General features: G+C 65.7%; 21 protein-coding genes and 1 pseudogene. 10 read left to right on the forward strand and 12 right to left on the reverse strand.

Annotation, left to right across the window (positions count from 1 at the left end; all coding sequences use genetic code 11):
* Positions 1-27 precede the first annotated feature (27 nt).
* The 4 genes and pseudogenes from ACT3T9_RS14785 to ACT3T9_RS14800 all read left to right on the forward strand — a co-directional run.
* Positions 28-1,482 carry an MDR family MFS transporter gene (locus tag ACT3T9_RS14785; RefSeq protein WP_444606893.1) on the forward strand — a complete coding sequence of 485 codons (1,455 nt, stop codon included), beginning with the start codon at positions 28-30 and terminating at the stop codon, positions 1,480-1,482.
* Between the two features lie 205 nt (positions 1,483-1,687).
* On the forward strand, positions 1,688-1,780 hold the full coding sequence (locus ACT3T9_RS14790) for a VOC family protein (protein WP_444606894.1): 93 nt from the start codon (positions 1,688-1,690) through the stop codon (positions 1,778-1,780).
* A 39-nt stretch (positions 1,781-1,819) separates the two neighbouring features.
* A complete protein-coding gene (locus ACT3T9_RS14795) occupies positions 1,820-2,062 on the forward strand; it encodes a VOC family protein (protein WP_444606895.1) in 243 nt (80 codons plus the stop codon).
* A gap of 152 nt (positions 2,063-2,214) precedes the next feature.
* Positions 2,215-2,460, forward strand: a pseudogene (locus ACT3T9_RS14800) (VOC family protein); the annotation flags it as partial.
* A 173-nt stretch (positions 2,461-2,633) separates the two neighbouring features.
* On the opposite strand, the gene ACT3T9_RS14805 reads toward ACT3T9_RS14800, so the two are convergent.
* The gene (locus tag ACT3T9_RS14805; RefSeq protein WP_444606896.1) at positions 2,634-3,203 is read right to left on the reverse strand and encodes a PadR family transcriptional regulator; all 570 of its coding nucleotides are present in this window, start codon (positions 3,201-3,203) and stop codon (positions 2,634-2,636) included.
* Between the two features lie 92 nt (positions 3,204-3,295).
* Here ACT3T9_RS14805 and ACT3T9_RS14810 point away from each other — a divergent pair, with 92 nt between their 5' ends.
* Genes ACT3T9_RS14810 through ACT3T9_RS14820 form a run of 3 tightly spaced genes read left to right on the forward strand, consistent with a single transcriptional unit; the run spans position 3,296 to position 5,111 of the window.
* Complete coding sequence (locus ACT3T9_RS14810; RefSeq protein WP_444606897.1) at positions 3,296-3,946, forward strand: class II aldolase/adducin family protein; 651 nt, start codon at positions 3,296-3,298, stop codon at positions 3,944-3,946.
* A gap of 30 nt (positions 3,947-3,976) precedes the next feature.
* Positions 3,977-4,906: a VOC family protein gene (locus ACT3T9_RS14815; protein ID WP_444606898.1), complete on the forward strand. Its 930-nt coding sequence runs from the start codon at positions 3,977-3,979 to the stop codon at positions 4,904-4,906.
* 1 nt (position 4,907) lies between these two features.
* Complete coding sequence (locus tag ACT3T9_RS14820; protein ID WP_444606899.1) at positions 4,908-5,111, forward strand: tautomerase family protein; 204 nt, start codon at positions 4,908-4,910, stop codon at positions 5,109-5,111.
* 112 nt (positions 5,112-5,223) lie between these two features.
* Here ACT3T9_RS14820 and ACT3T9_RS14825 read toward each other — a convergent pair whose 3' ends face one another.
* From ACT3T9_RS14825 to ACT3T9_RS14870, 10 genes are all read right to left on the reverse strand, one after another.
* Complete coding sequence (locus ACT3T9_RS14825; protein WP_444606900.1) at positions 5,224-6,666, reverse strand: aldehyde dehydrogenase; 1,443 nt, start codon at positions 6,664-6,666, stop codon at positions 5,224-5,226.
* 59 nt (positions 6,667-6,725) lie between these two features.
* Complete coding sequence (locus ACT3T9_RS14830; protein ID WP_444606901.1) at positions 6,726-7,727, reverse strand: ABC transporter substrate-binding protein; 1,002 nt, start codon at positions 7,725-7,727, stop codon at positions 6,726-6,728.
* 43 nt (positions 7,728-7,770) lie between these two features.
* The gene (locus tag ACT3T9_RS14835; RefSeq protein WP_444606902.1) at positions 7,771-8,568 is read right to left on the reverse strand and encodes an SDR family NAD(P)-dependent oxidoreductase; all 798 of its coding nucleotides are present in this window, start codon (positions 8,566-8,568) and stop codon (positions 7,771-7,773) included.
* Positions 8,565-9,371 carry an ABC transporter ATP-binding protein gene (locus tag ACT3T9_RS14840; protein WP_444606903.1) on the reverse strand — a complete coding sequence of 269 codons (807 nt, stop codon included), beginning with the start codon at positions 9,369-9,371 and terminating at the stop codon, positions 8,565-8,567. The genes ACT3T9_RS14835 and ACT3T9_RS14840 overlap by 4 nt, the downstream gene beginning before the upstream one ends.
* Before the next feature lie 19 nt (positions 9,372-9,390).
* Positions 9,391-10,104, reverse strand: coding sequence for an ABC transporter permease (locus ACT3T9_RS14845; protein WP_444606915.1), 714 nt, complete (start codon positions 10,102-10,104; stop codon positions 9,391-9,393).
* Positions 10,105-10,244: 140 nt separating this feature from the next.
* Positions 10,245-11,066 (reverse strand): ABC transporter permease, encoded by an 822-nt coding sequence (locus tag ACT3T9_RS14850; protein ID WP_444606904.1) that lies wholly within the window; start codon positions 11,064-11,066, stop codon positions 10,245-10,247.
* Positions 11,063-11,875, reverse strand: coding sequence for a 2-keto-4-pentenoate hydratase (locus tag ACT3T9_RS14855; protein WP_444606905.1), 813 nt, complete (start codon positions 11,873-11,875; stop codon positions 11,063-11,065). The genes ACT3T9_RS14850 and ACT3T9_RS14855 overlap by 4 nt, the downstream gene beginning before the upstream one ends.
* The gene (gene dmpG, locus ACT3T9_RS14860) at positions 11,872-12,894 is read right to left on the reverse strand and encodes a 4-hydroxy-2-oxovalerate aldolase (protein ID WP_444606906.1); all 1,023 of its coding nucleotides are present in this window, start codon (positions 12,892-12,894) and stop codon (positions 11,872-11,874) included. The genes ACT3T9_RS14855 and dmpG overlap by 4 nt, the downstream gene beginning before the upstream one ends.
* Positions 12,891-13,787 carry an acetaldehyde dehydrogenase (acetylating) gene (locus ACT3T9_RS14865; RefSeq protein WP_444606907.1) on the reverse strand — a complete coding sequence of 299 codons (897 nt, stop codon included), beginning with the start codon at positions 13,785-13,787 and terminating at the stop codon, positions 12,891-12,893. The genes dmpG and ACT3T9_RS14865 overlap by 4 nt, the downstream gene beginning before the upstream one ends.
* Positions 13,784-14,590, reverse strand: coding sequence for a 2-keto-4-pentenoate hydratase (locus tag ACT3T9_RS14870; protein WP_444606908.1), 807 nt, complete (start codon positions 14,588-14,590; stop codon positions 13,784-13,786). The genes ACT3T9_RS14865 and ACT3T9_RS14870 overlap by 4 nt, the downstream gene beginning before the upstream one ends.
* An 84-nt stretch (positions 14,591-14,674) precedes the next feature.
* On the opposite strand from ACT3T9_RS14870, the gene ACT3T9_RS14875 reads away from it, so the two are divergent.
* Positions 14,675-15,457, forward strand: a complete 783-nt coding sequence (locus ACT3T9_RS14875; protein WP_444606909.1) for an IclR family transcriptional regulator — start codon at positions 14,675-14,677, stop codon at positions 15,455-15,457.
* Between the two features lie 21 nt (positions 15,458-15,478).
* Here the strand turns inward: ACT3T9_RS14875 and ACT3T9_RS14880 are convergent, their stop codons facing one another.
* The gene (locus ACT3T9_RS14880; protein ID WP_444606910.1) at positions 15,479-15,955 is read right to left on the reverse strand and encodes a type I restriction enzyme endonuclease domain-containing protein; all 477 of its coding nucleotides are present in this window, start codon (positions 15,953-15,955) and stop codon (positions 15,479-15,481) included.
* Between the two features lie 344 nt (positions 15,956-16,299).
* Here ACT3T9_RS14880 and betT point away from each other — a divergent pair, with 344 nt between their 5' ends.
* Both betT and ACT3T9_RS14890 read left to right on the forward strand, forming a co-directional pair.
* Positions 16,300-18,543: a choline BCCT transporter BetT gene (gene betT / locus ACT3T9_RS14885; RefSeq protein WP_444606911.1), complete on the forward strand. Its 2,244-nt coding sequence runs from the start codon at positions 16,300-16,302 to the stop codon at positions 18,541-18,543.
* Positions 18,536-20,020, forward strand: a complete 1,485-nt coding sequence (locus ACT3T9_RS14890; RefSeq protein ID WP_444606912.1) for an aldehyde dehydrogenase family protein — start codon at positions 18,536-18,538, stop codon at positions 20,018-20,020. Before betT ends, ACT3T9_RS14890 begins: the two co-directional genes overlap by 8 nt.
* The last annotated feature ends 191 nt before the right edge of the window (positions 20,021-20,211 follow it).

The following is a 20,211-nucleotide window of genomic DNA, read 5'->3' on the forward strand; positions in this document are numbered from 1 at the left end:
AGGATCACGACAGGAGACGTTCCAAGCATGGGGCAGCACAACGGTGGGACCAACAGCGGTAAGGGCTCCGCTCCGGCAGCGGCGAACCCGAATGTCGTGATGGCGGTCCTGCTCGCAGGAGCCTTCGTCATCATCCTCAACCAGACTCTGCTCAACACAGCGCTGCCGGCGTTCATGGTCGAATTCGATATCACCGCGAACGCCGCCCAGTGGGTGACCACGCTGTTCATGCTGGTCAACGGGATCATGATCCCGGCCACGGCGTTCCTGATCCAGAAGTTCACCACGCGCACGATGTTCTCCGCCGCGATGGCCATCTTCATCATGGGGACGATCATCTGCGCCATCGCCCCGGTGTACCCGGTGTTGCTGCTGGGACGGGTGGTGCAGGCCGCCAGCGGCGGAATGATCATGCCGCTGATGCAGACGATCCTGTTCGCGCTCTTCCCGATCCACAAGCGCGGCACCGCCATGGGCACCTTCGGGTTGGTGATCTCCTTCGCCCCCGCGATCGGGCCCACCCTCTCGGGATTCATCGTGGACCACTGGTCCTGGCGGTGGCTGTTCGTGATGATGCTGCCGATCGCGCTCGGGGCGCTGATCTTCGCGCGCTTCACCCTGAAGAACGTCACCGAACAGACCGATCCTCATCTGGATGTGCTCTCGCTGATCCTGTCCTCCTTCGCCTTCGGCGGGTTGCTGTTCGGCTTCAGCAATGCGGGCACTGCCGGCTGGCTGAGCCTGGGGGTGCTCATCCCGCTGATCGTCGGCGCCCTCACGCTGGTGTGGTTCGTGCGCCGTCAGCTGCGGCTGGAAGAGCCGCTGCTCGAGCTGCGGGTGCTGAGCAACCGCATGTTCACGCTCGGCACGGTGCTGGGGATGCTGGTGTTCATGGCGATGATCGGCGGGATGCTGATGATCCCGCTGTATATGCAGAACATGAGCGACTTCAGCGCGATGGAATCCGGGATGGTGCTGCTGCCCGGAGCGGTGATCATGGGTGTCATGTCCCCCGTGACCGGGCGGGTCTTCGATCGCTTCGGTGCCTCCGCCCTTGCGATCACCGGCTTCGCGATCCTCACGGTCACCAGCGTCCTGCTGGCCCGGCTGACCGTCGACACCACCTTCGCGTACATCGCGATCGTCAATGCGGTGCGGATGTTCGGCACCGCGATGGTGATGATGCCGGTGACCACGGCGGCGTTGAACCAGCTCCCGCAGCGGCTCATCCCGCACGGCGCCGCGGTGAACAACACCATGCGTCAGGTCGCAGCGTCGATCGGCAGCGGCGTGCTGGTGACGGTGATGACGACCGCCGCACGGGACCCGCTGGAGTACGGCATGGCCGGTCCCATCCACGGCGTGAACGTGGCCTTCCTCGTGGCCGGTGGGATCTCGGCGGTCGGGCTGATCGGCGCGTGCTTCCTGCGTGGCTCGAAGCCGACCCGCGAGGTCCCGGGCGAGGTGCCGGACGAGCGCTGAGCCTTCGGGACGCCGCCCGGCATGCCCCGAGCGCAGCCCGGCGCTCCCCCTGAATCCTGCCGTCTCGCTCTGCGCGGCGCCCCGCACCCCTTGTGCGTGGCGGCAGGCTTCGTAGACTCGTCGATGTGACTGCGCTCACAGTGCTGCGGTCCCCGCGGCGTTCGGCCTCCACGCAGCCTCCGCGCCGCTCGTCTGAGGAGAGATCATGAGCAGGACTACCGGAACCAGTACCTGGACCGACCTGTCCGTCCAGGACCTCGATGCCGCCAAGACCTTCTATTCGAGGCTCTTCGGCTGAACCTTCCGCGATCTCGGCGAGGAGTTCGGCCACTACGCGATGATCTCCAACAGCGATGGCGCCTCCGTGGGCGGCGCCCTGTCGGTCGCGGGGATGACGGGGCCCGACGGGACAGCGCTGCCCACCGGCTGGGATGTCTACCTCACCGTCGACGATGCGAAGGCCCGCCTCGCCACCGCTCTCGCGAAGGGAGCCACCGCCCTCACCCCGATCATGGATATCGGCACCGACGGCCGGAACGTGATGCCGCAGGACCCCACCGGCGCCTCCATCGAGATGTGACAGGCCAAGGAGTTCGAGGGATACGAGTTCACCGGCGCCCCCGGCTCCCCGGTGTGGTTCGAACTGACGACCCACCGCTATGACGACGCCGCCGCGTTCTACACCGCAGTGTTCGACGCCCAGCTCGTGGCGATGACCGAACCGATGGAGGACGATTCGTTCCGCTACGCCACCAACGGCCCGAGCGAGATCGCCAGCTGGGGCCTGGGCGCGCCGGCTGGCGGATCTACTTCGGCGTCGACTCGAGCGACAGTGCGCTCGCGAAGGTCCTCGAGCTCGGCGGGAAGGTCCTCGACGGTCCGGTCGACTCCCCCTTCGGGCGGATCGCGACGATCGAGGATCCCGACGGCGCCACCTTCCAGATCAGCGCGATGAGCGAGTCCGTTCCGGAGGGGTGATCAGCAGCCTTCAAACATGCTGTGCGTCCTCGTGCCGAGCAGGCGAGCCGTGATGAGTGCGTCCACGAAGTCGAGATCCTTCGCCCTCGCCGTTCCGAGCTTGGAGATCGCAAGATCGTAGGGATCCAGCAAGTGCGGATCTGCGGGTTCCGACGAGAGGAGCTGCCAGCTGATCAGCCGAGCATCGTCATCGTGTCTCGGCACCAGCGAATCCGAAGTTCAGCCTGGTCGATCAGGTACTCGAAGACGTGGGCTTTCAGGAGAGCGATTCGTTCATGCTCCGACTCGGGGCGATGGTCGAGTCGCTCTCGCAGCAGCGGCGTATCGCGCGCCACCAGCGCAACGCGGTGCGCGGACCACTGCGATACCCGTTCCTCGAGTTCCAGCACGTGTTCAGCCAGCACCGAGCTGGCCCCCTCAGCATCCGCCAGATCGAAGAACAGGGCCTTGAGGAGCAACCCGTCGCGCACGTTCGGCTCGGCGTAGGTCTCGGTCAGCCAGCGGCCGAGCTCGTCCAAGCCGGCTGAGGTCAGTGAGTAGCTCGTGCGGCGGAGACGTTCCCCGCGAACCTGCTCTTCGCCTACGATCCATCCATCCGCCTCGAGCTTGCGCAGGAGCGGGTAGATCTGGCTCTGTGGAGCCGTCCATACCCAGCGAGCAGTGGAGTCGAAAAATCTTGTGAGCTCGTAGCCCGACATCGGTCGAGCCTCGAGCACACCGAGAATTGCATGGGGCAGGGACATGCCGGCGATCATAGCCATCAACATCCATGCGTTGACATTTCTATTCATACAGGTATGCTCCGAAGAAGCAACTCCATCGACGGAGGAATCTGATGAGCGAAGACGCCCGATCCCGCTTGGCCCATGCGGCACGCACCGTGGCGAACGCGGGGCTGACCGATGCATTCGGCCACATCACTCTTCGTGACGCACAGTCACTGCTGGTCACCGCCCCGCTCCCCCTTGCCTTCCAACGTCCCGAGGATTCATCAGTCCTGCCGTTGGATACCACCGAGCTCCCGCCCGGCACCCCGAAAGAAGCCTGGATTCATATCGCGATCGCACGTGGGGATCACTCCACCGGTGCGATCTGCCGTGCCCAACCGCGAGCGGTCGCCAAGGCGATCGCCGCAGGGAAGCCGATCCGAGCGCTCGACGGGCACGGAGCGCTCCTCGGCCCCGTGGTCCCCATCTACGACGATTCCCGACTTGTTCGCGACGTCGACGCCGGCATGGCAGTCGCTCACACGCTCGGTGATGCGCCGGCTGTCGTCCTGCGGGGCAACGGAGCCGTCACCCGCGGACCGGATCTCGCTAGCGCCGTCGCACGTATGTGGCTGCTCGAACGCAGCGCCGAACTCGCCCTGGCAGCATCGCCCGATGCGCCGAGCTTGCCTACTGATGAACAGGAATGGTGGCGCGAGCGCGGCGATGAGCTGCTCCCCCGAATGTTTGATTTTCTCGCGCGGTCGCACGAGGACTGACAAGAAATAGAAAGAGAGAAAGGATCAACGATGATCGAACTCACAGATATTGCCTACGTGCGGTCCGGCACCAGTGATGCCCGGGAGGCCGTGCGGTTCGCGACCGAGATCGTCGGCATGGAGTACCAGGGCGAGGACGACGGTGTGCACTATCTTCGCGCCGATGGTCGGCACCACTGCCTCGCGTACGTCGAGGGACAATCCGGGGTGCTCAGCTCCGGGCTCATCGTGGCCGACAGCGCTGCGCTTGCACAGGCGGAGGTCGAACTGAACCTCGCCGGCATCCCCACGATCCGCGGCTCCGACGATGAGGCACGCTCGCGGCGGGTTCGCGAATACATCAGTTTCGATGACCCCTGGGGCAATCGATTCGATCTGGTCGTCGACCAGTTCCAGGATGCCAACAAGGTGCAGTTCAACCGCCACGCCGGCATCACGGAGTTCGGCCACCTCTGCGTCGACGCACCGGACGTCCGAGCCGCTTACAAGTGGTGGAACACGCACTTCAATATCAAGATCAGCGACTGGATCGGCGACTCCGCTGCATTGATGCGCTTCGACCCGGTCCATCACAAGCTGGCCGTCTTCAAAGGCGACAAGCCCGGTCTCTGCCATATCAACTTCCAGGTGGAGAGCCTCGACGACATCATGCGCAGCTGGAACTTCCTGAAGGAACGGGGGGTCGAGATCGAACAGGGGCCCGGGCGCCACCCGCAGTCGACAGCGATCTTCATCTACTTCAAGGGACCGGAGGGGCTCACCTACGAATACTCCTACGGTGTCCGCCGCATCGAGGACGACGAGGAGTGGACTCCGCGCTACTTCGACCCACAGCACCCGATGTCGATCGACATGTGGGGCGGGCAGACCCAGCGCGCCCAGACCCAGTATCAGGTCCGTCGGCCCCTCGGTGACGTCGCGGACGCGTCGGATGCCGAGCACCACAAGCAGGGAGCCTGACATGCCCCTGGTCCAGATCTCGATCGCCGAGGGGCGCAGCCCCGAGCAGCTCCGATCCCTGATGGCAGAAGTGCACGACGCGATCGTCCGTGCTGTCGATGCGCCGCCCGCAAGCGTCCGCGTCCTCGTCAACGAGGTCCCCGGGGACCACTGGCTGTCGGGCGGAGCCACCCTTGCCGAGAAGGCTGCGTCCTCCAATCGGTGACTAACCCGGGAGCGCCGCGCATCAGTGGATGTGCGGCGCTCCTGCATTTGGCGAGCTGGTACGACGAAGCCGGGGTACGAGCTGCTGCTCGTACCCCGGCTTCACGGCCTGACTAGTGGCTGGAGCGTTCCATCTGCATCACGACTGCCTTGGGCTCCGTGAAGAACTCGCGGCTGAAGGTCCCGCCCTCACGTCCGACCCCGGATTGCTTCGCACCGCCGAAGGGGGCCCGGAGGTCGCGGATGAAGAAGCAGTTGACCCAGACCGTCCCCACGACGAGTGCGGCGGAGACTCGATGTGCCTTGACCAAATTCTCGGTGAACACCATGGCATTCAGGCCGTAGGGGCTGTCATTGACCTCCCCGACGACTTCCTCTTCCGAGTCGAATGGCGTGATGGTCACAATCGGGCCGAAGATCTCCTCACGCTGATGCGTCGACTCCCGATCTGGTTCCACGATGATCGTCGGTCTGATGAACCAGCCGTCGCCGAGCCCACCCGAGATCTGCGTGCCGTTCGATTGAGGGATCGTATCGAAGTAGCCGCGCACCTTGGTGTAGTGGACCCCGCTCGCCAACGGTCCCACCTGTGTCGTTGACTCCTTCGGGTCACCGACCACCATCGCATTCGCCGCTTCCGAGAAGCGTTCGACGAACTCATCCATGATGGACCGCTCGACATAGATCCGGCTGCCGGCGAGGCAGACCTGGCCCGCGTTCGTGAAGATCGCCTTGATCGACCACTCGACGGCATTGTCCAGATCAGCATCGGCGAACACCACGTTGGCACCCTTGCCGCCCAGTTCGAGACTCACCGGGACCAGATTCGCGGCGGCTGCCCGGGCGATCACCTTTCCTGTGCTCGACTCACCTGTGAAGGTGATCCGATCAACGTCAGGATTCTCGGTCAGTGCCGAACCGACCGAATCCGGACCGTATCCGTGCACCACATTGAAGACGCCGGGCGGGATGCCCGCTTGAAGGGCCAGCCGAGCCATGATCGTGGCGGAGGCCGGTGAGTCCTCGGCGGGTTTGAGCACCACCGTGTTCCCCCATGCGAGCGCGGGAGCGACCTTCCAGCTCTCCAGCATCATCGGGAAGTTCCAGGGAGCGATCGCGACGACGACACCGGCAGCGTCGTACCGCGTGTAGGTGTGGTGCCCCGAGTCCATCGGCAACACCTCCCCCGGTGAGAGCGCTGCGTGATCTGCGAAGAATCGGAAGTTCATCGCGGTGCGCGGGACATCGTTACCGCGACTCTGAGTGATCGGCTTGCCCATGTCGCGGGTATCGGCCATCGCGAGCTCATCGCCGTGCTCCTCGATGAGGTCCGCGAACCGATGGATGAGCTTGCGCCGTTCACCTGCGCTCATCCGCGGCCAGGGCCCCTCATCGAACGCGCGGCGTGCAGCCTGCACCGCTCGATCCGCCTCCACGTGGGTGCCGAGCGCGATCTCCGCCCACGGTTCCCGGGTGAAGGGATCGATACTCGGGAAGACGCGCCCGCCCTCGGATTGCACTTCCTCACCGCCGATGATGTGACCGAAGGTCTCCATGCTGTTCCTTTCCTGCGAGGTGTCGATCAGTGGCGCTGGGGTAGCGCTCGCGACATTGTTCACTGGGACGAATCGATGATCATCGACTCGAGGTCGACCGGATCGGACAATGATTCGAGATCAACCATGAGGTCGTTCCAGATCGAGAGCGCGTCCGCAGTGACCGGGCCTTCCACCCACGTCGGCGCGTTCAGTTCAGCAGCGACCTCCGGAGACGTCTCGCTGTACGTCGTGACCAGCTCGCGCGCACGATCAGGATTTGCCGCAAGCTCAGAGTTCGCACGCTCGAGGGCACGCTGGAAGGCTTCGACCGTGTTCGGGTTGGCGTCGGTGAACTCCCTCGTCATACCGACTCCCGAGACGGGGATCTCGGCTGTCGGCCCGGCGTAGGTCGCGAAGATCTTCTGAGCGCCGGAGCCTTCGAGCCCGGTGAGGAAGGGTTCCACCACCCAGACGGCATCGACGCCGCCCGACGCGAGTGTGGGGCCCATGTCGGGAAAGGCCAGCTCGATGAACTCGACCGAGTTCGGATCGATCCCGGCATCCTTGAGGTGCGTCTTGATGGTCAGATCACCGGTGTTGTTCAGGGTGTTGACGGCGATAGTCACGCCTTCGAGGTCCTCGATCGTGGCGATGTCCGAGCCCTCTGCGACGTAGACGCCGGCAGTCTCCTCGGTGCCGTCGATGCCGAGGGAGACGATGCTGATCCCGACTCCGCTGGCCTCGGCGAGGAGGAACGACGGATAGGTCGCGAAGGCGGCCTGCATCTCACCGGCGATCATGGCGGGGACGGCCGCGGCGCCTCCCTGTGCGGGCTGGGCCGAGACTTCGAGACCCTCTTCTGCGAAGAAGCCGTCCTCGATGGCCAGGAACACCGCAGCATGGTCGATGACCGGGACGATCCCGACGAGCAGCTCGATCGTCTCTAGGTCGCCGTCGGCGGCTCCTGTCGCACTGTCCCCGCTGGAGCAGGCCGAGAGTCCCAGAGTGGAGCCGACCCCGAGTGCGGCGGCTCCGGCCAGCCAGCGCCGGCGGGTGGTGGTGGTGAAGTGATTGTGCATAGTTCCTCCTTGAACGTGCAGATGGATGGTTCAGGTCGGGGGGTCACATGAGATGCGTTGTCATCGCACCGTGGACGGCGATCGTGGTGCCAGAGGTATGGGACGACGCCTCCGAGGCGGCGAAGACGATCGTGCGCGCCACCTCTTCAGCGGTTCCGGGCCGCCCTAGCGCGATTCCACGGACATCACGGATGTGGTGGAGAACGGCGTCCTCCCGTTCTCGGCCGTACCGTTCGGAGATGCCGTCGATGAACCCACCTTCGGCGTCCCACATCGGTGTCCGGGTCGGTCCGGGCGCCACCGCCAGAACTCGGACGCCAAGAGGACCGAACTCCGTGGCGAGTGCTCCGGTGAGTGAGAGGAGTGCCGCCTTGGAGGCGGCGTAGTCGACGAGCATCGGCTCCGGGTGACGGCCCGAGGTCGATGCGACGTTGACGATGACCCCTCCGGAGGACTGCAGAGCGGGGAGCGCAGCCTTGCAGAAGCTCGCTGGAGCGAGCAGGTTCAGATCGAGCGTTGCGCGCCAGTCGTCCATGTCGGTCTCGAGGAAACCTTCTCGTACAGGTGCGGCTCCCGCATTGTTGATGAGGATGTCGAGCGCTCCGAACGCGTCGACGGCGAGGGCCACAGCCGAATCAGCAGCCTCCGGATCGGTGACGTCCCGTTGGAGAACGGCGATTCCGTCGTCATCGAACGCTCGCAGGCGCGCGCATTTCTCGGCCGATCTCTCCACCGCGACCACGAGAGCTCCCTCCTCTCGGAACTGGAGAAGTGTCGCCTCACCGATTCCACCGGCTGCCCCGGTGAGGAGGGCGACGCGACCCGCGATGCCAAGCTTCATGCAGCGTGACGATCGGTGATCGCGGCGTCCGAACCGCTCGGAGCGGACCGGATGAGCCGGGCAGCCTCGCCGCGAAGTCGTATGAACTCAGGATCTTCCTTGGTCGTGATCTGGTCCCGCTCGGCCGGCAGGTGGACCTCGAGAACCGTCTGGACGAAGGTTGGCCGCTTGGAGAGGACGACCACCCGATCCGCGAGATACACGCTCTCATCGATGTCATGGGTGACGAACAGGATGGTCATGTCGAATCGCTGCTTGACGACGAGCACCAGGTCCTCGAGCTCTTCACGGGTCTGGGCATCGACGGAGGCGAAGGGCTCATCCATCAGCAGGATCTTCGGGCGGTACGCGAGAGCTCGAGCGATCGCGACACGCTGCTGCATGCCACCGGAGAGCTGCGATGGGAAGCTCTCCTCGAAGCCCTTCAGCCCCACGGCAACCAGTGAATCGGCGACTCGCGAATCGATCTCGTCCTTCGGCAGGCCGTGACCCTTGAGGGGGAAGCGCACGTTCTTCTCGACGGTCAGCCATGGGAACAGCGAACCGCGATAGTCCTGGAACACCATCGCCAAGCCCTCCGGAGCCTCGGTGATCCGATCTCCTTCGAGTGCGACGGTGCCGCCCGTGGGCTCCATCAGGCCCGCCATCGCCCGCAGCAGGGTGGTCTTGCCGCACCCGGACGGACCGACGATCGAGACCAGCTCCCCGGGATTGACGCTGAAGGTGATGTCCTTGAGCGCCGTCACCGCCTTCGGTCCGGTTCCATACGTATGAGCGAGCTGCTCCACAGTGAGCATAGTCATGTTCTGGTCCCTTTCTGTTTCACGCCGTCTCACGGCCGCCGACACGTTGCCAGTGCAGAATGCGACGTTCGATGAGAGTGAGTACAAGGTTGAAGAGGTATCCGATGATTCCGAGAAGAACGATTCCTGCCCACATATCGAGGTAGCCGAATCCTCGTTGCGCCTGCACGATAGAGAAGCCGATTCCGTTGGACGAGGCGACCATCTCGCTGATCACCATCAGGATCAGAGCGATCGCGAGGCTCGTGCGCACGCCGGCCAGGATCTTCGGCGCAGCACCTGGAAGAACGATGCGTGCGAGCCGATCGGTGACACCGATACGGAAGACGGTGGCCGTGTCGTATTTGAGGCGATCGATCCCACGGACTCCCTCGATCGTGTTCAGAAGGATCGGCCATGCGGTCCCGAAGGTGATCAGCAGGATCCGCATCGAATCTCCGGTGCCGAACAGCACGAGGAACACCGGGATGAGTGCCGGGGGCGGTACGGCGCGCATGAACTGCACGATCGGATCGATGTAGTCCGCGAGCCGCCGGCTCAGACCAATGGAGACGCCGAGGATGACTCCGGCGACCACCGAGATGGCATAGCCGCTCAGCATGCGGCCGATGCTGGGGATGACGTCAGCGCGGACGTTCTCGTTGAGCAGTCCGGTCTCGTTCGGGAACCACAGGGCCGCGGCCCGCTCGAAGATGAGAAGGGGTTGAGGGAAGAACGGAGACGCCGCGAGCATCGTCGCCACCTGCCAGAGGAGCAGCAGGGCGATGAGAACGATCCAGCGAGACGCCATCCGGAAACCTGGACGGGCGACGATCGGGCGCTTGGTCGGCATGGTCCTCGAAGTGATCGTGGGTCGAATGCGAACTGCATCGGTCATAAGGGGACTCCGTCCGTCTTCCAACGGAAGACAAGTCGTTCCGCGCCGACCAGCAGCATGTTGACCAGTACGCCCAGCAGGCCCGCGATGACGGTGCCGCCGAACACGAGTGCGGTGTCACCACCGCCCGAGCTGGTGCGCAGGATGTAGGCACCGATCCCCTGCGCCGAACCGGCGAGGAGCTCAGCACTGATCGTGACGATCAGAGCGATGGAGGCCGAGATGCGGATTCCGGTGGCGGCGAAAGGCGCTGCCGACGGCAGGCTGACGCGGGTGAGGATCCCCAATTGGCTCAGACGGAACGTTCGTGCGGTCTCCTTGGCGATCGGGTCGACGTCACGGACGCCGTAGATCGTGTTGAAGAGGATCGGCCAGAGCGCCGCATAGACGGTGAGGGCGATCTTCATCTCGGCACCCTGTCCGAGAACCAGGATCGCGAGGGGGATCAGGGCGACCGACGGCACCGGCCGCAGAAACTCGATGGCGGCAGAAGCTGCTTCGTTGGCGATGTGGAAGGACCCGAGGACGAGGCCGAGGCCGATCCCGACCGCCGCCGCAATGCTCAAGCCGGCTGCCCATGCCCAGATCGTGGCGCCCACATCGCTGAGGAACACCGGATCCACGAGCAGTGATGCGGTGGCGGCGATCACCTGCGACGCCGAGGGCAGCAGACTCTCCGGGACGATGCCCAGCAAGGAGACCGCTTCCATGATGACGAGCAGTGCCACCGCGCCGATCACGCCTCGCAGTATCCGAGTGCCGGACTTTCCCAGCTGGGGTGCTCGAAGGCTTGGTGGTGAGTCCGCGATGGCGGTCATCGGGGCTCCTCGACCGGCGCGATCGGCAACGTGACGGACCCGAGCGTCGTGAACTCGACCTGGACGTCTCCGCCCGGGTTGACGAACACAGCGTCGGTGAGGCCTCCGGTGAGGACGACCATTCCCGCCTCGATCGCTTCGCCGCGCTCAGCGAGAGCATTCGCCGCGAGGGCCAGGGCCTCGGCGGGGTGCCCCTGCACCGCTGCCCCGGTGGCGGTGTCCACGACGTCGCCGTCGACGCTGAGGACCGCGGCTTCGAGTGCGAGGTCCAGACCAGTCGGGTCTACTCCCATCGAGCTGACGACGAAGCGTGAGCTCGACGCGTTGTCGGCGACGACGTCCGGCAGAGCGAACTTGAAGTCGGTGTAACGGCTGTCGATGACCTCGAGACCGGCATGCACACTGCGCACGGCGGCCATGGCGCCGGCGGCGGTGACCCCTGGCCCGGCGAGCCGCTCGCCCATGACGAAGACGATCTCGGGTTCGACCCGGGGGTGGATGAGCTCACCGGTCACCAGCGGTACGCCGACCTCGACGAGCATGGCATCGGTGATCACTGCGGTCAGAGGCGAGGTGATCCCCATCCTCTGCTGCTTGGCGCGTGAGGTCAGGCCCAGCTTCACACCGACCACCCGCTCGCCCGCGGAGACCTTGCGTGCGATCAGCTCCCGCTGGGCTTCGTAGGCCGTGGGAATATCGAGCTCAGGGTACTGGTCGGTCAACTTGCCGCCATCACGACGCTCGTTCTCCCGAGCGAGCAGTTCGGTCACAACAGCATCGATGACGGTGGAGTCGGTGGGAGTGTTCATCGGGCACCTGCCAGTTCGATCGCGACGTCGATGATCATGTCTTCCTGTCCTCCGACGTAACCGGCCTCGCCCACTCTCCTGAGGATCTGGTAGGCGGGTACGTCGTAGCGCTCAGCTGCACGTTCGGCATGCAGGAGGAAGGAGTTGTACACCCCGTAGCGTCCTTGGACGATCGAGGCGCGGTCGGCAACAGGCATCCGGGTGATGATCGGCTTGAGAACCTCCTCGGCAGCCGCCAGCATCCGCTCCTCGTTGATCCCTGTCGGGATTCCGAGGGCGCCGAACACGGTGGTCAGAATCTCGCTCGGTGAATTCCCTGCACCGGCGCCGAGTGCGCAGAGGGTGCCGTCGATCTGGCGGGCGCCGGCTTCGTAGGCGGCGATCGAATTCGCGATGCCGAGCGAAAGGTTCTGGTGGCCGTGGAAGCCGACCTGTGCATCCGCGCCCAGCTCCTGCACGAGTGCCGAGACCCGGGCGGCAGCCGAGTGCGGCATCAAAGCGCCGGCGGAGTCGACGACGTAGACGCACTGGCATCCGGCGTCGGCCATGATTCGCGCTTGCGCGGCGAGATCGTCGGGGTCGGCCCGATGAGCGAGCATCAGGAACCCCACCGTCTCCATGCCGAGATCACGAGCGGCCTGGAAGTGCTGTATGGACACGTCCGCTTCTATGCAGTGCGTCGCCACTCGAGCGACGTCGGCACCGGCGCTCCGTGCCTCGCGGAGGTCTGCAACGGTGCCGAGGCCCGGGAGCATCAGCACCGCGATGCGTGCACGATCGACCTCGTCGACTGCGGCGGCGACGAGATCGATATCGCGCACCTTGCTGAAGCCGTAGTTGAAGGAGGAGCCATTGAGGCCATCGCCATGAGTGACTTCGATGACCTCGACACCCGCCTTATCGAGGGCACCCGCGACATCACGCACCTGCTGTTCGGTGAACTGGTGTCGCACTGCGTGGGAACCGTCGCGAAGCGTGGTGTCCGTGATGCGCACGAGATCCTTGATCTGGTCGTTCATGCCAGTGCCTTCCTAGACGTCGCGAGCAGTTCACCGACGCGCACTGCAGCGGCGGTCATGATGTCGAGATTCCCCGCCCAGGGCGGCAGATAGTCGCCATTGCCGGTGACCTCGAGGAAGACAGCGACGCGGCCCATTCCGCCCCAGAGTTCGTTCGGTTCGTCGAACTGCGGTTCACTCCGCATCCGGTAGCCCGGCACGTACTGCTGCACCTCGGCGACTCGGCGATGGATTGCGGCGGCGATCGCCTCCTGGTCGGCCCCCGGCTCGAGCGAGCAGAAGACCGTGTCCCGCATCATCATGTCCGGCTTCACGGGATTGAGGATGATGATTGCCTTTCCTCGCTCGGCGCCGCCGACTGTCTCGAGCGCACGTGACGTGGTCTCGGTGAATTCATCGATGTTCGCGCGGGTGCCGGGCCCTGCGGAACGCGAGGAGATCGAGGCGATGATCTCCGCGTACGGCACACGGGTCACGCTCGACACCGCTTGCACGATCGGGACGGTGGCCTGACCACCGCAGGTGATCATGTTGAGGTTAGGGGCCGAGGAGTGCTCGTGCAGGTTGACGGCCGGGCAGACGAACGGGCCGACCGCGGCGGGCGTCAGGTCGATCGCGGCGATGCCGGCCGCTGCATAGCGCGGCGCATTGGCCTGATGCGCCTTGGCGCTGGTCGCTTCGAACACGAAGTCCGGCTTGTCGGATTGAGCCAGAAGCCAGTCGACGCCTCCCGCGCTGGTGCGTACTCCGAGGGCATCAGCCCGGGACAGACCGGGCGAAGCGGCGTCGATCCCCACGAAGGAGTGCACCTCGATGGAGTCGCTGCGCATGAGCTTCATGAGCAGGTCGGTGCCGATGTTGCCTGAGCCGACGATCGCGGCGGAGGGGGTCATGAGTTCTCCTTGTCGGTGGTGCGAGAGAAGCGTGCGTGCACCGAGCCCAGTCGGGCGAAACGCGCTGAGATGCTGTCTCCGGGTGCGACGGGAACAGCGGCGGAGAGTGCGCCCGCCATCACGAGCGAACCGGCCGGCAGCGTTTTGCCGAGGGTGCCGAGTGTGTTCGCGAGCCAGAGCACTCCGTTGAGCGGATGGCCTAGGACGGCCGCACCGGCGCCCGTCGAGGCGAGCTCGCCGTTCTTGGTCAGGTTGCACCCGAGCAGCCCGAGGTCGAACTGCTCGAGTGTCACAGGACGGGTGCCGAGCAGCAGTGCCCCGGACGATGCGTTGTCGGCGATAGTGTCGGCGAGGCCGATCTTCCAGTCGGCGATGCGCGAGTCGATGATCTCGAGGGAGGCGATGGCGTAGTCGATGGCACGGATCGCATCCACGGCCGTGAGGCCGGGACCGCTCAGCTCCTCCTTCAGCACGAAGGAGATCTCGGGCTCGACCCGCGGCGCGACGAACCTGGTGGTGTCGATCGGCTGGGCCGGGTCGAGCACCATGTCGTCGTAGAGGTGCCCGAAGTCCGGGGAATCGACGCCGAGGGCGCGCTGCATCGCCTTGCTCGTGAGCCCGACCTTGAAGCCGACGACCTTTCGCCCTGCCCTCTTCCAGGCTGCGGCCTGGTGGAGCTGCACGTGGTAGGCATCCTCGACCGTCATCCGGGGGTGCGCCGTCGTCAGCGGGGCGATCGGGGCACGGTGCTCTGCAGCGTCGAGAAGCGCATCGCCGAGCGCCGCGTACTGCATTTCATCCATCTCGACTCCATCGTCGTCCGGTTCAGGTCCCGCGTTCTGTGGGGTTGGTTGAATACTGCGCGCACCCACCGGCATACTCCAAGTATGCGATCCACTGAGCGGAACAATCTGGCAGAGCCATCGGCATCGATGGTGGGCCGGGTGACAGCGGTGCTCAGCGTTTTCACACCCCATGAACCTGTCCTGGGTGTCTCCGAGATCGGGCGACGCACAGGGCTGGCGAAGTCGACGACCTCGCGGATCGTCCAGGAGCTCGTCGAGAACCAGTTCCTCGAACGCAGCGGGACCGGCGTGCGCCTCGGCCTGAAGGTGTTCGAGCTGGGTGAGGCCGCGACCCGCCCCCGCGACCTGCGCAAACTGGCACTCGCCTACATGTCGGACCTCAGGAACGCCGTGAACCTGACGGTGCACCTGGCAGTCCTCGAGCGTGGCGAGGTCGTCTATATCGAGATCTTGCCGGCGCGCGGCACTCCCCGCCTGCCGAGTCGCGTCGGGGGCCGGATGCCGGCACACGCCACCGGTGTCGGCAAGGCGCTGCTCGCGTACTCCGACCCGCTCATCGTCGACGACCTGATCGCCGCCGGCCTCCGGAGAGTCGGACCGAAGACGATCACCGAGACCGGGCGCCTGCAACGCGAGCTGGGGCGCATCCGGGCAAGCGGCATCTCCTACGAGCGAGAGGAGAGCGGGCCGGGAATCGCGTGCGCCGCGGCATGCGTGCGAGGAGCGGCCGGCGAACCGGTTGCCGCCATCTCAGCCGCTGGGTGGGAGTCCGACCTCGACGTCCGTCGGATCGGTCCAGCGGTGCAGACCGCCGCCCTTGCCGTCAGCCGCGAAGCAGCACGACGACCCGGGTTGCGCCCGTAGGGTCGCACCCCCGCAGACCTCTCACCATAGAGGTGTTCCGGACAGTGGGACGATTCGGAAGCCCATCTCGTGGGTTCGGCAGCCTTCGGACGGTGGTCGAGCAGGGCTTGACGCTTGATGAGAGCGAATTTCGTCCACGAGCGCCTCCATCTGAGGCATGACGCTCACGATCGCCCGAAGCCGCTGGTCCGGCGGATACTTGTACTTGCGCAGCAGCCGCTTGATCGACGATCGCACCTTGTCCACGTCAGCGAGGCACCCCGCTGGGACGGCGAGGCGCCGTTCGAGGCTGCCGGCGATGCGATCGTGATCGTCGACGAGGTCGCCGACGGCCTCATCCCGGTCCCCCTCTCCCATGACGGCGAGAGCAACTTCGCGATCTGGACCTGGGGAGAGAGCTACCCGGACCTGATCCTCAACGACATCGGCACCTACGAGGGGACCACCCTGCTGCCGGACGGCTCGCTGGGCCTGCAGGTCAACGCCGACGATCTCCATGAACTCACCGGGCCCTCGCCCACCTGGGGGCCGACGTGCAGCCGGGTGACCTCCCTGCACATCGGCACCCTCCTCCGCGTCCCCCACCTGGACACCCGGTGCGGCGCACGTCACACTGAACGCACCCTCGCGGGACACGACGATCTCGTCCCTCCCGGATCCCCTCGGTGACTGCTTGGTCACTTACCCTGCGCCGCATTGGTCTCGCATCCTAAAGGCTCCTAGGGTCGAAAGGCCTGTGACCAGCAAACGCACTCTCGGTCGCAGGCACCCTTCCCACCGCTGGGCCCGTTCGCCCGTGAGAGCAGGTCTGCACCGCTCGTACGTCGATCGAAAGGACCGTGATGGCTGAGGCCACCCCGTCTCCTCATCCTGCAGACTCCTCCAGCACCGGGAGGGACCCCGGCGGTGATGGCAGGTGGCGTGCTTCGACCGTCAGTGCGGCGCCCCCCCGCTCCAGCTCTCCCGTGAACTGGCCGGTGTTCATCGGCACCGCCGTGATCATCGTCGCCTTCGTGCTGTTCGCCGCGATCTGGCCGGGCACGGCGGAGACGGTCATCTTCGGCTCGATGAGCTGGGTGGCGACGCACTTCGGCTGGTACTACGTCCTGACCGCCACGATCGTGGTGGTGTTCGTGCTGATCGTCGCGTTCTCCAAGGTCGGCGGGACGAAGATGGGCCCGGACCATTCGCTGCCCAAGTACAACCTGTTCACCTGGGCGGCGATGCTGTTCGCCGCCGGCATCGGCGTGGATCTGATGTTCTTCGGAATCTCCGGGCCCGCCACGAACTTCCTGACTCCGCCGGATGTCGCGGCCGGGTCTGAAGAAGCGGCCCGCATGGCCCCGCTCTGGACGATCTTCCATTACGGAATCCCTGGCTGGGCGATGTACGCCCTGATGGGCATGGCCTTCGGCCTCTTCGCCTATCGCTATCACCTGCCGCTCTCGATCCGCTCCGCGCTCGCACCGATCTTCGGCAAGCGGATCCACGGCGCCGTGGGTCATGTCGCTGAGATCGGCGCGACCATCGGCACCATCTTCGGCATCTCGGTGTCTCTCGGCATCGGCGTCGTCTTCCTGAACTTCGGGCTCTCGACGCTGTTCGGCATCCCCAACTCCCTCGCAGTGCAGATCGCCCTGATGGCGCTGGCCGTGTTCATCACCGTTCTCTCCACGGTCTCCGGCGTGGACAAGGGCATCCGCCGGCTCTCCGAGCTCAACGTCGCCCTCGCACTCGTCCTCATGGTGTGGGTGCTGGTCTCCGGGAACACCCATCAGCTGCTCAACGCCCTGGTCCAGAACATCGGCGACTTCTTCTCGCGCTTCCCCTCGATGATGATGAACACCTTCGCCTACAACGAGGGCGCGGCGGACTATCCCGCCGATCAGTGGATGGCCGACTGGACGCTGTTCTTCTGGGCCTGGTGGATCGCCTGGGCGCCTTTCGTGAGCCTGTTCCTGGCGCGCATCTCCCGGGGCCGCACCCTGCGCCAGTTCGTCGTCGGCGTGCTGCTGATCCCCTTCGCCTTCATCCTGCTGTGGGTCTCGATCTTCGGCAACGCGGCGATGAGCTTCTTCGGGGACGCGGAGTTCCTGGATCTCGCCGTCAACCAGCCCGAATCCGGATTCTTCAACCTGCTCGAGCAGTATCCCGGTGCGATCTTCACCGTCTCGCTCGCGCTGATCACCGGACTGTTCTTCTACGTCACCTCCGCGGACTCCGGATCGCTGGTGATGGCGAACATGACCTCCAAGCCCACCACCACCGACTCCGACGGCCCGCCGTGGCTGCGCATCGTGTGGGCCGTGATCACCGGTGCCCTGACGCTGGTGATGCTGTTCATCGACGGGGTCTACACGCTGCAGGCCGCGACCGTGATCGTCGGGCTGCCGCTGTCGGTCCTCGTCTATCTGGTGGTGTTCAGCCTCTGGAAGGTGCTGCGCACCGAGCACATGAACCTCGAATCCCGCCAGGCCGCCCTGCCGGCCCTGCTGACCAGCCGGGTCCGCGAGGCAGACGGTGCCGAGCGCGGCTCCTGGCGCAAGCGGCTCCAGCACCGCATGAGCTACGCCAACGCCGAGCAGGCGAGGAGCTTCATCGACACCGTGGCCACCCCTGCGGTCGAGGAGGTCGCGGCAGAGCTGAAGAAGCTCGGCGCGAACCTCGCCTGCCACCGCGGTACGCACCCGGACAGCGGGCTCCCCTTCGTGGACCTCGTCGTCTCCTTCCCCGAGGCTGAGGACTTCAAGTACCAGACCTACCCGGTCGCGTACTCGACGCCCAGCTTCGCGGCAAACCTCGCCGCCGTGCGCGAGACCTACTACCGGGTCGAGATCTTCTCCTCCCTCGGCTCCCGCGGCCGCGACATCATGGGGTACTCCAAGGACCAGGTCATCGCCGACGTCCTGGACTCCTACGATGCACACATCATGTACCTGACCATGAGCACGGAGATCGGCACGGCCACGGGCACGATCCCCGTCACCGCACCGGACACCTGGGCCGATACCGACCAGATCGACAATCACGCCATCGACCCCGCCGTCGTCTCCGACGAGATCGGGAAGAAGGAGAACAATGACTGACGCCTCTGCCACCCTGTTCATCGACGGGCAGTGGGTCCCCTCGTCCTCCGGGGCGACCCGCACCGTCATCTGCCCCGCCGATCAGACCGAGGTCGGCGTCGTCTCCGAGGCCACCGCCGAGGACGTCGACCGCGCGATCCTCGCAGCCCGTCGGGCCTTCGAATCCCGCGTGTGGGCGGACAAGCCTGCCACCGAGCGCGGCGACTTCCTGCTGCAGGTTGCCGATGCCCTCCAGGAGCGCAAGGACGAGTTCGCTCGCGCCGAGGCCTTCGACACCGGCAAGCGCCTGGTCGAGGCCGAGGGCGACATGGACGACATCACCGCCTGCTTCCGCTACTTCGGCAAGATCGCGGGCCAGAACCCGGGCCGCCTGATCGATGCCGGGGACGCCAGCGTGATCTCTCGCGTGGTCCACGAGCCGATCGGGGTATGCGGCATGATCACGCCCTGGAACTTCCCACTGCTGCAGGCCTCGTGGAAGATCGCCCCCGCCCTCGCCTCCGGCAACTCCTTCATCATCAAGCCTGCCGAGCTCACCCCCCACACCACCATCCTGATCGTGGACGTGCTGGACAAGCTCGGCCTGCCCGCCGGGGTCGCGAACCTCGTGCTGGGTGACGGCGGCGTGGTCGGCGCACCGCTGTCCTCCCACCCGGAGATCGACCTGGTCTCCTTCACCGGTGGCCTGGTCACCGGGCGGAAGATCGCCGCCTCCGCCGCGCACGGCATCAAGAAGGTCGCCCTCGAGCTGGGCGGGAAGAACCCCAACGTGGTGTTCGCCGACGCCGACTACGAGGCGGCGCTGGACAACGCGCTCAACGCCGCCTTCATGGACTCCGGTCTGCTGTGCTCGGCCGGTACTCGCCTGATCCTGCAGGACACCCTCGCCGAGAAGTTCGTCGACGATCTCGTCGAGCGCGCCGAGGGCATCGTCATGGGCGGCCCGCTGGACGAGGCCGCGGAGACCGGCCCGCTGGTCTCGAAGGAGCATCGCGACAAGGTCACCGACTACGTCAAGCGTGGGATCGAGGCCGGAGCCCGCCTGCGCACCGGCGGGCACTGGGGCGGCCCCGAGCACGAGCAGGGCTTCTTCTACGCCCCGACCATCCTGGACCAGTGCACCTCCGACAACCCCGCAGTGGTCGAGGAGGGCTTCGGCCCCGTGATCACCGTGGAGACCTTCTCCACCGAGGAGGAGGCGATCGCGATCGCCAACGACACCGAGTACGGCCTGGCCGGCGCGGTGTGGACCTCCAACTCCGGGGTCGCGAACCGGGTCTCGCGGCGGCTGCGCCACGGCACCATCTGGATCAACGACTACCACCCCTACCTCCCGCAGGCGGAGTGGGGCGGGTTCAAGATGTCGGGCGTCGGCCGCGAGCTGGGTCCGACCGGGCTCGAGGAGTACACCGAGGCCAAGCACATCTACGAGAACACCGAACCAGCCGTCACTGGCTGGTTCCCCCGCAAGGGCTGACCCCGCGCACTCCCGGACCACCCCGCCGCGCATCGCGTCGAGGCGGTCCCCCTCCTCCTCCGACTCCCTCCATCGACAGGAAGCAGCAGACATGCCCGCACAGGACCTCCCGTCAGAGAACCCCGTCTCCGAGTTCGACTACGTCATCGTGGGCGGCGGATCCGCCGGGGCCGCCCTCGCCGCGCGCCTCA

Origin of the sequence: Brachybacterium sp. AOP29-B2-41 (assembly GCF_052378395.1) — a bacterium.
In the GTDB taxonomy this organism is placed as follows: Bacteria; Actinomycetota; Actinomycetes; order Actinomycetales; family Dermabacteraceae; genus Brachybacterium.

Bases quoted from the DNA above. Each gene is read 5' to 3' on its own strand.
- ACT3T9_RS14865 (WP_444606907.1), bottom strand. From the start codon at position 13,787: ATGACCCCCTCCGCCGCGATCGTCGGCTCAGGCAACATCGGCACCGAC.
- ACT3T9_RS14870 (WP_444606908.1), bottom strand. From the start codon at position 14,590: ATGGATGAAATGCAGTACGCGGCGCTCGGCGATGCGCTTCTCGACGCT.
- ACT3T9_RS14880 (WP_444606910.1), bottom strand. From the start codon at position 15,955: ATGGAGATCGTCGGCGTTGACCTGCAGGCCCAGCGAGCCGTCCGGCAG.
- ACT3T9_RS14890 (WP_444606912.1), top strand. From the start codon at position 18,536: ATGACTGACGCCTCTGCCACCCTGTTCATCGACGGGCAGTGGGTCCCC.
- ACT3T9_RS14785 (WP_444606893.1), top strand. From the start codon at position 28: ATGGGGCAGCACAACGGTGGGACCAACAGCGGTAAGGGCTCCGCTCCG.
- betT (WP_444606911.1), top strand. From the start codon at position 16,300: ATGGCTGAGGCCACCCCGTCTCCTCATCCTGCAGACTCCTCCAGCACC.
- ACT3T9_RS14830 (WP_444606901.1), bottom strand. From the start codon at position 7,727: ATGCACAATCACTTCACCACCACCACCCGCCGGCGCTGGCTGGCCGGA.
- ACT3T9_RS14835 (WP_444606902.1), bottom strand. From the start codon at position 8,568: ATGAAGCTTGGCATCGCGGGTCGCGTCGCCCTCCTCACCGGGGCAGCC.
- ACT3T9_RS14850 (WP_444606904.1), bottom strand. From the start codon at position 11,066: ATGACCGCCATCGCGGACTCACCACCAAGCCTTCGAGCACCCCAGCTG.
- ACT3T9_RS14810 (WP_444606897.1), top strand. From the start codon at position 3,296: ATGAGCGAAGACGCCCGATCCCGCTTGGCCCATGCGGCACGCACCGTG.
- ACT3T9_RS14815 (WP_444606898.1), top strand. From the start codon at position 3,977: ATGATCGAACTCACAGATATTGCCTACGTGCGGTCCGGCACCAGTGAT.
- ACT3T9_RS14845 (WP_444606915.1), bottom strand. From the start codon at position 10,104: ATGCTCGCGGCGTCTCCGTTCTTCCCTCAACCCCTTCTCATCTTCGAG.
- ACT3T9_RS14855 (WP_444606905.1), bottom strand. From the start codon at position 11,875: ATGAACACTCCCACCGACTCCACCGTCATCGATGCTGTTGTGACCGAA.
- ACT3T9_RS14805 (WP_444606896.1), bottom strand. From the start codon at position 3,203: ATGTCCCTGCCCCATGCAATTCTCGGTGTGCTCGAGGCTCGACCGATG.
- dmpG (WP_444606906.1), bottom strand. From the start codon at position 12,894: ATGAACGACCAGATCAAGGATCTCGTGCGCATCACGGACACCACGCTT.
- ACT3T9_RS14840 (WP_444606903.1), bottom strand. From the start codon at position 9,371: ATGACTATGCTCACTGTGGAGCAGCTCGCTCATACGTATGGAACCGGA.
- ACT3T9_RS14875 (WP_444606909.1), top strand. From the start codon at position 14,675: ATGCGATCCACTGAGCGGAACAATCTGGCAGAGCCATCGGCATCGATG.
- ACT3T9_RS14790 (WP_444606894.1), top strand. From the start codon at position 1,688: ATGAGCAGGACTACCGGAACCAGTACCTGGACCGACCTGTCCGTCCAG.
- ACT3T9_RS14795 (WP_444606895.1), top strand. From the start codon at position 1,820: ATGATCTCCAACAGCGATGGCGCCTCCGTGGGCGGCGCCCTGTCGGTC.
- ACT3T9_RS14825 (WP_444606900.1), bottom strand. From the start codon at position 6,666: ATGGAGACCTTCGGTCACATCATCGGCGGTGAGGAAGTGCAATCCGAG.
- ACT3T9_RS14820 (WP_444606899.1), top strand. From the start codon at position 4,908: ATGCCCCTGGTCCAGATCTCGATCGCCGAGGGGCGCAGCCCCGAGCAG.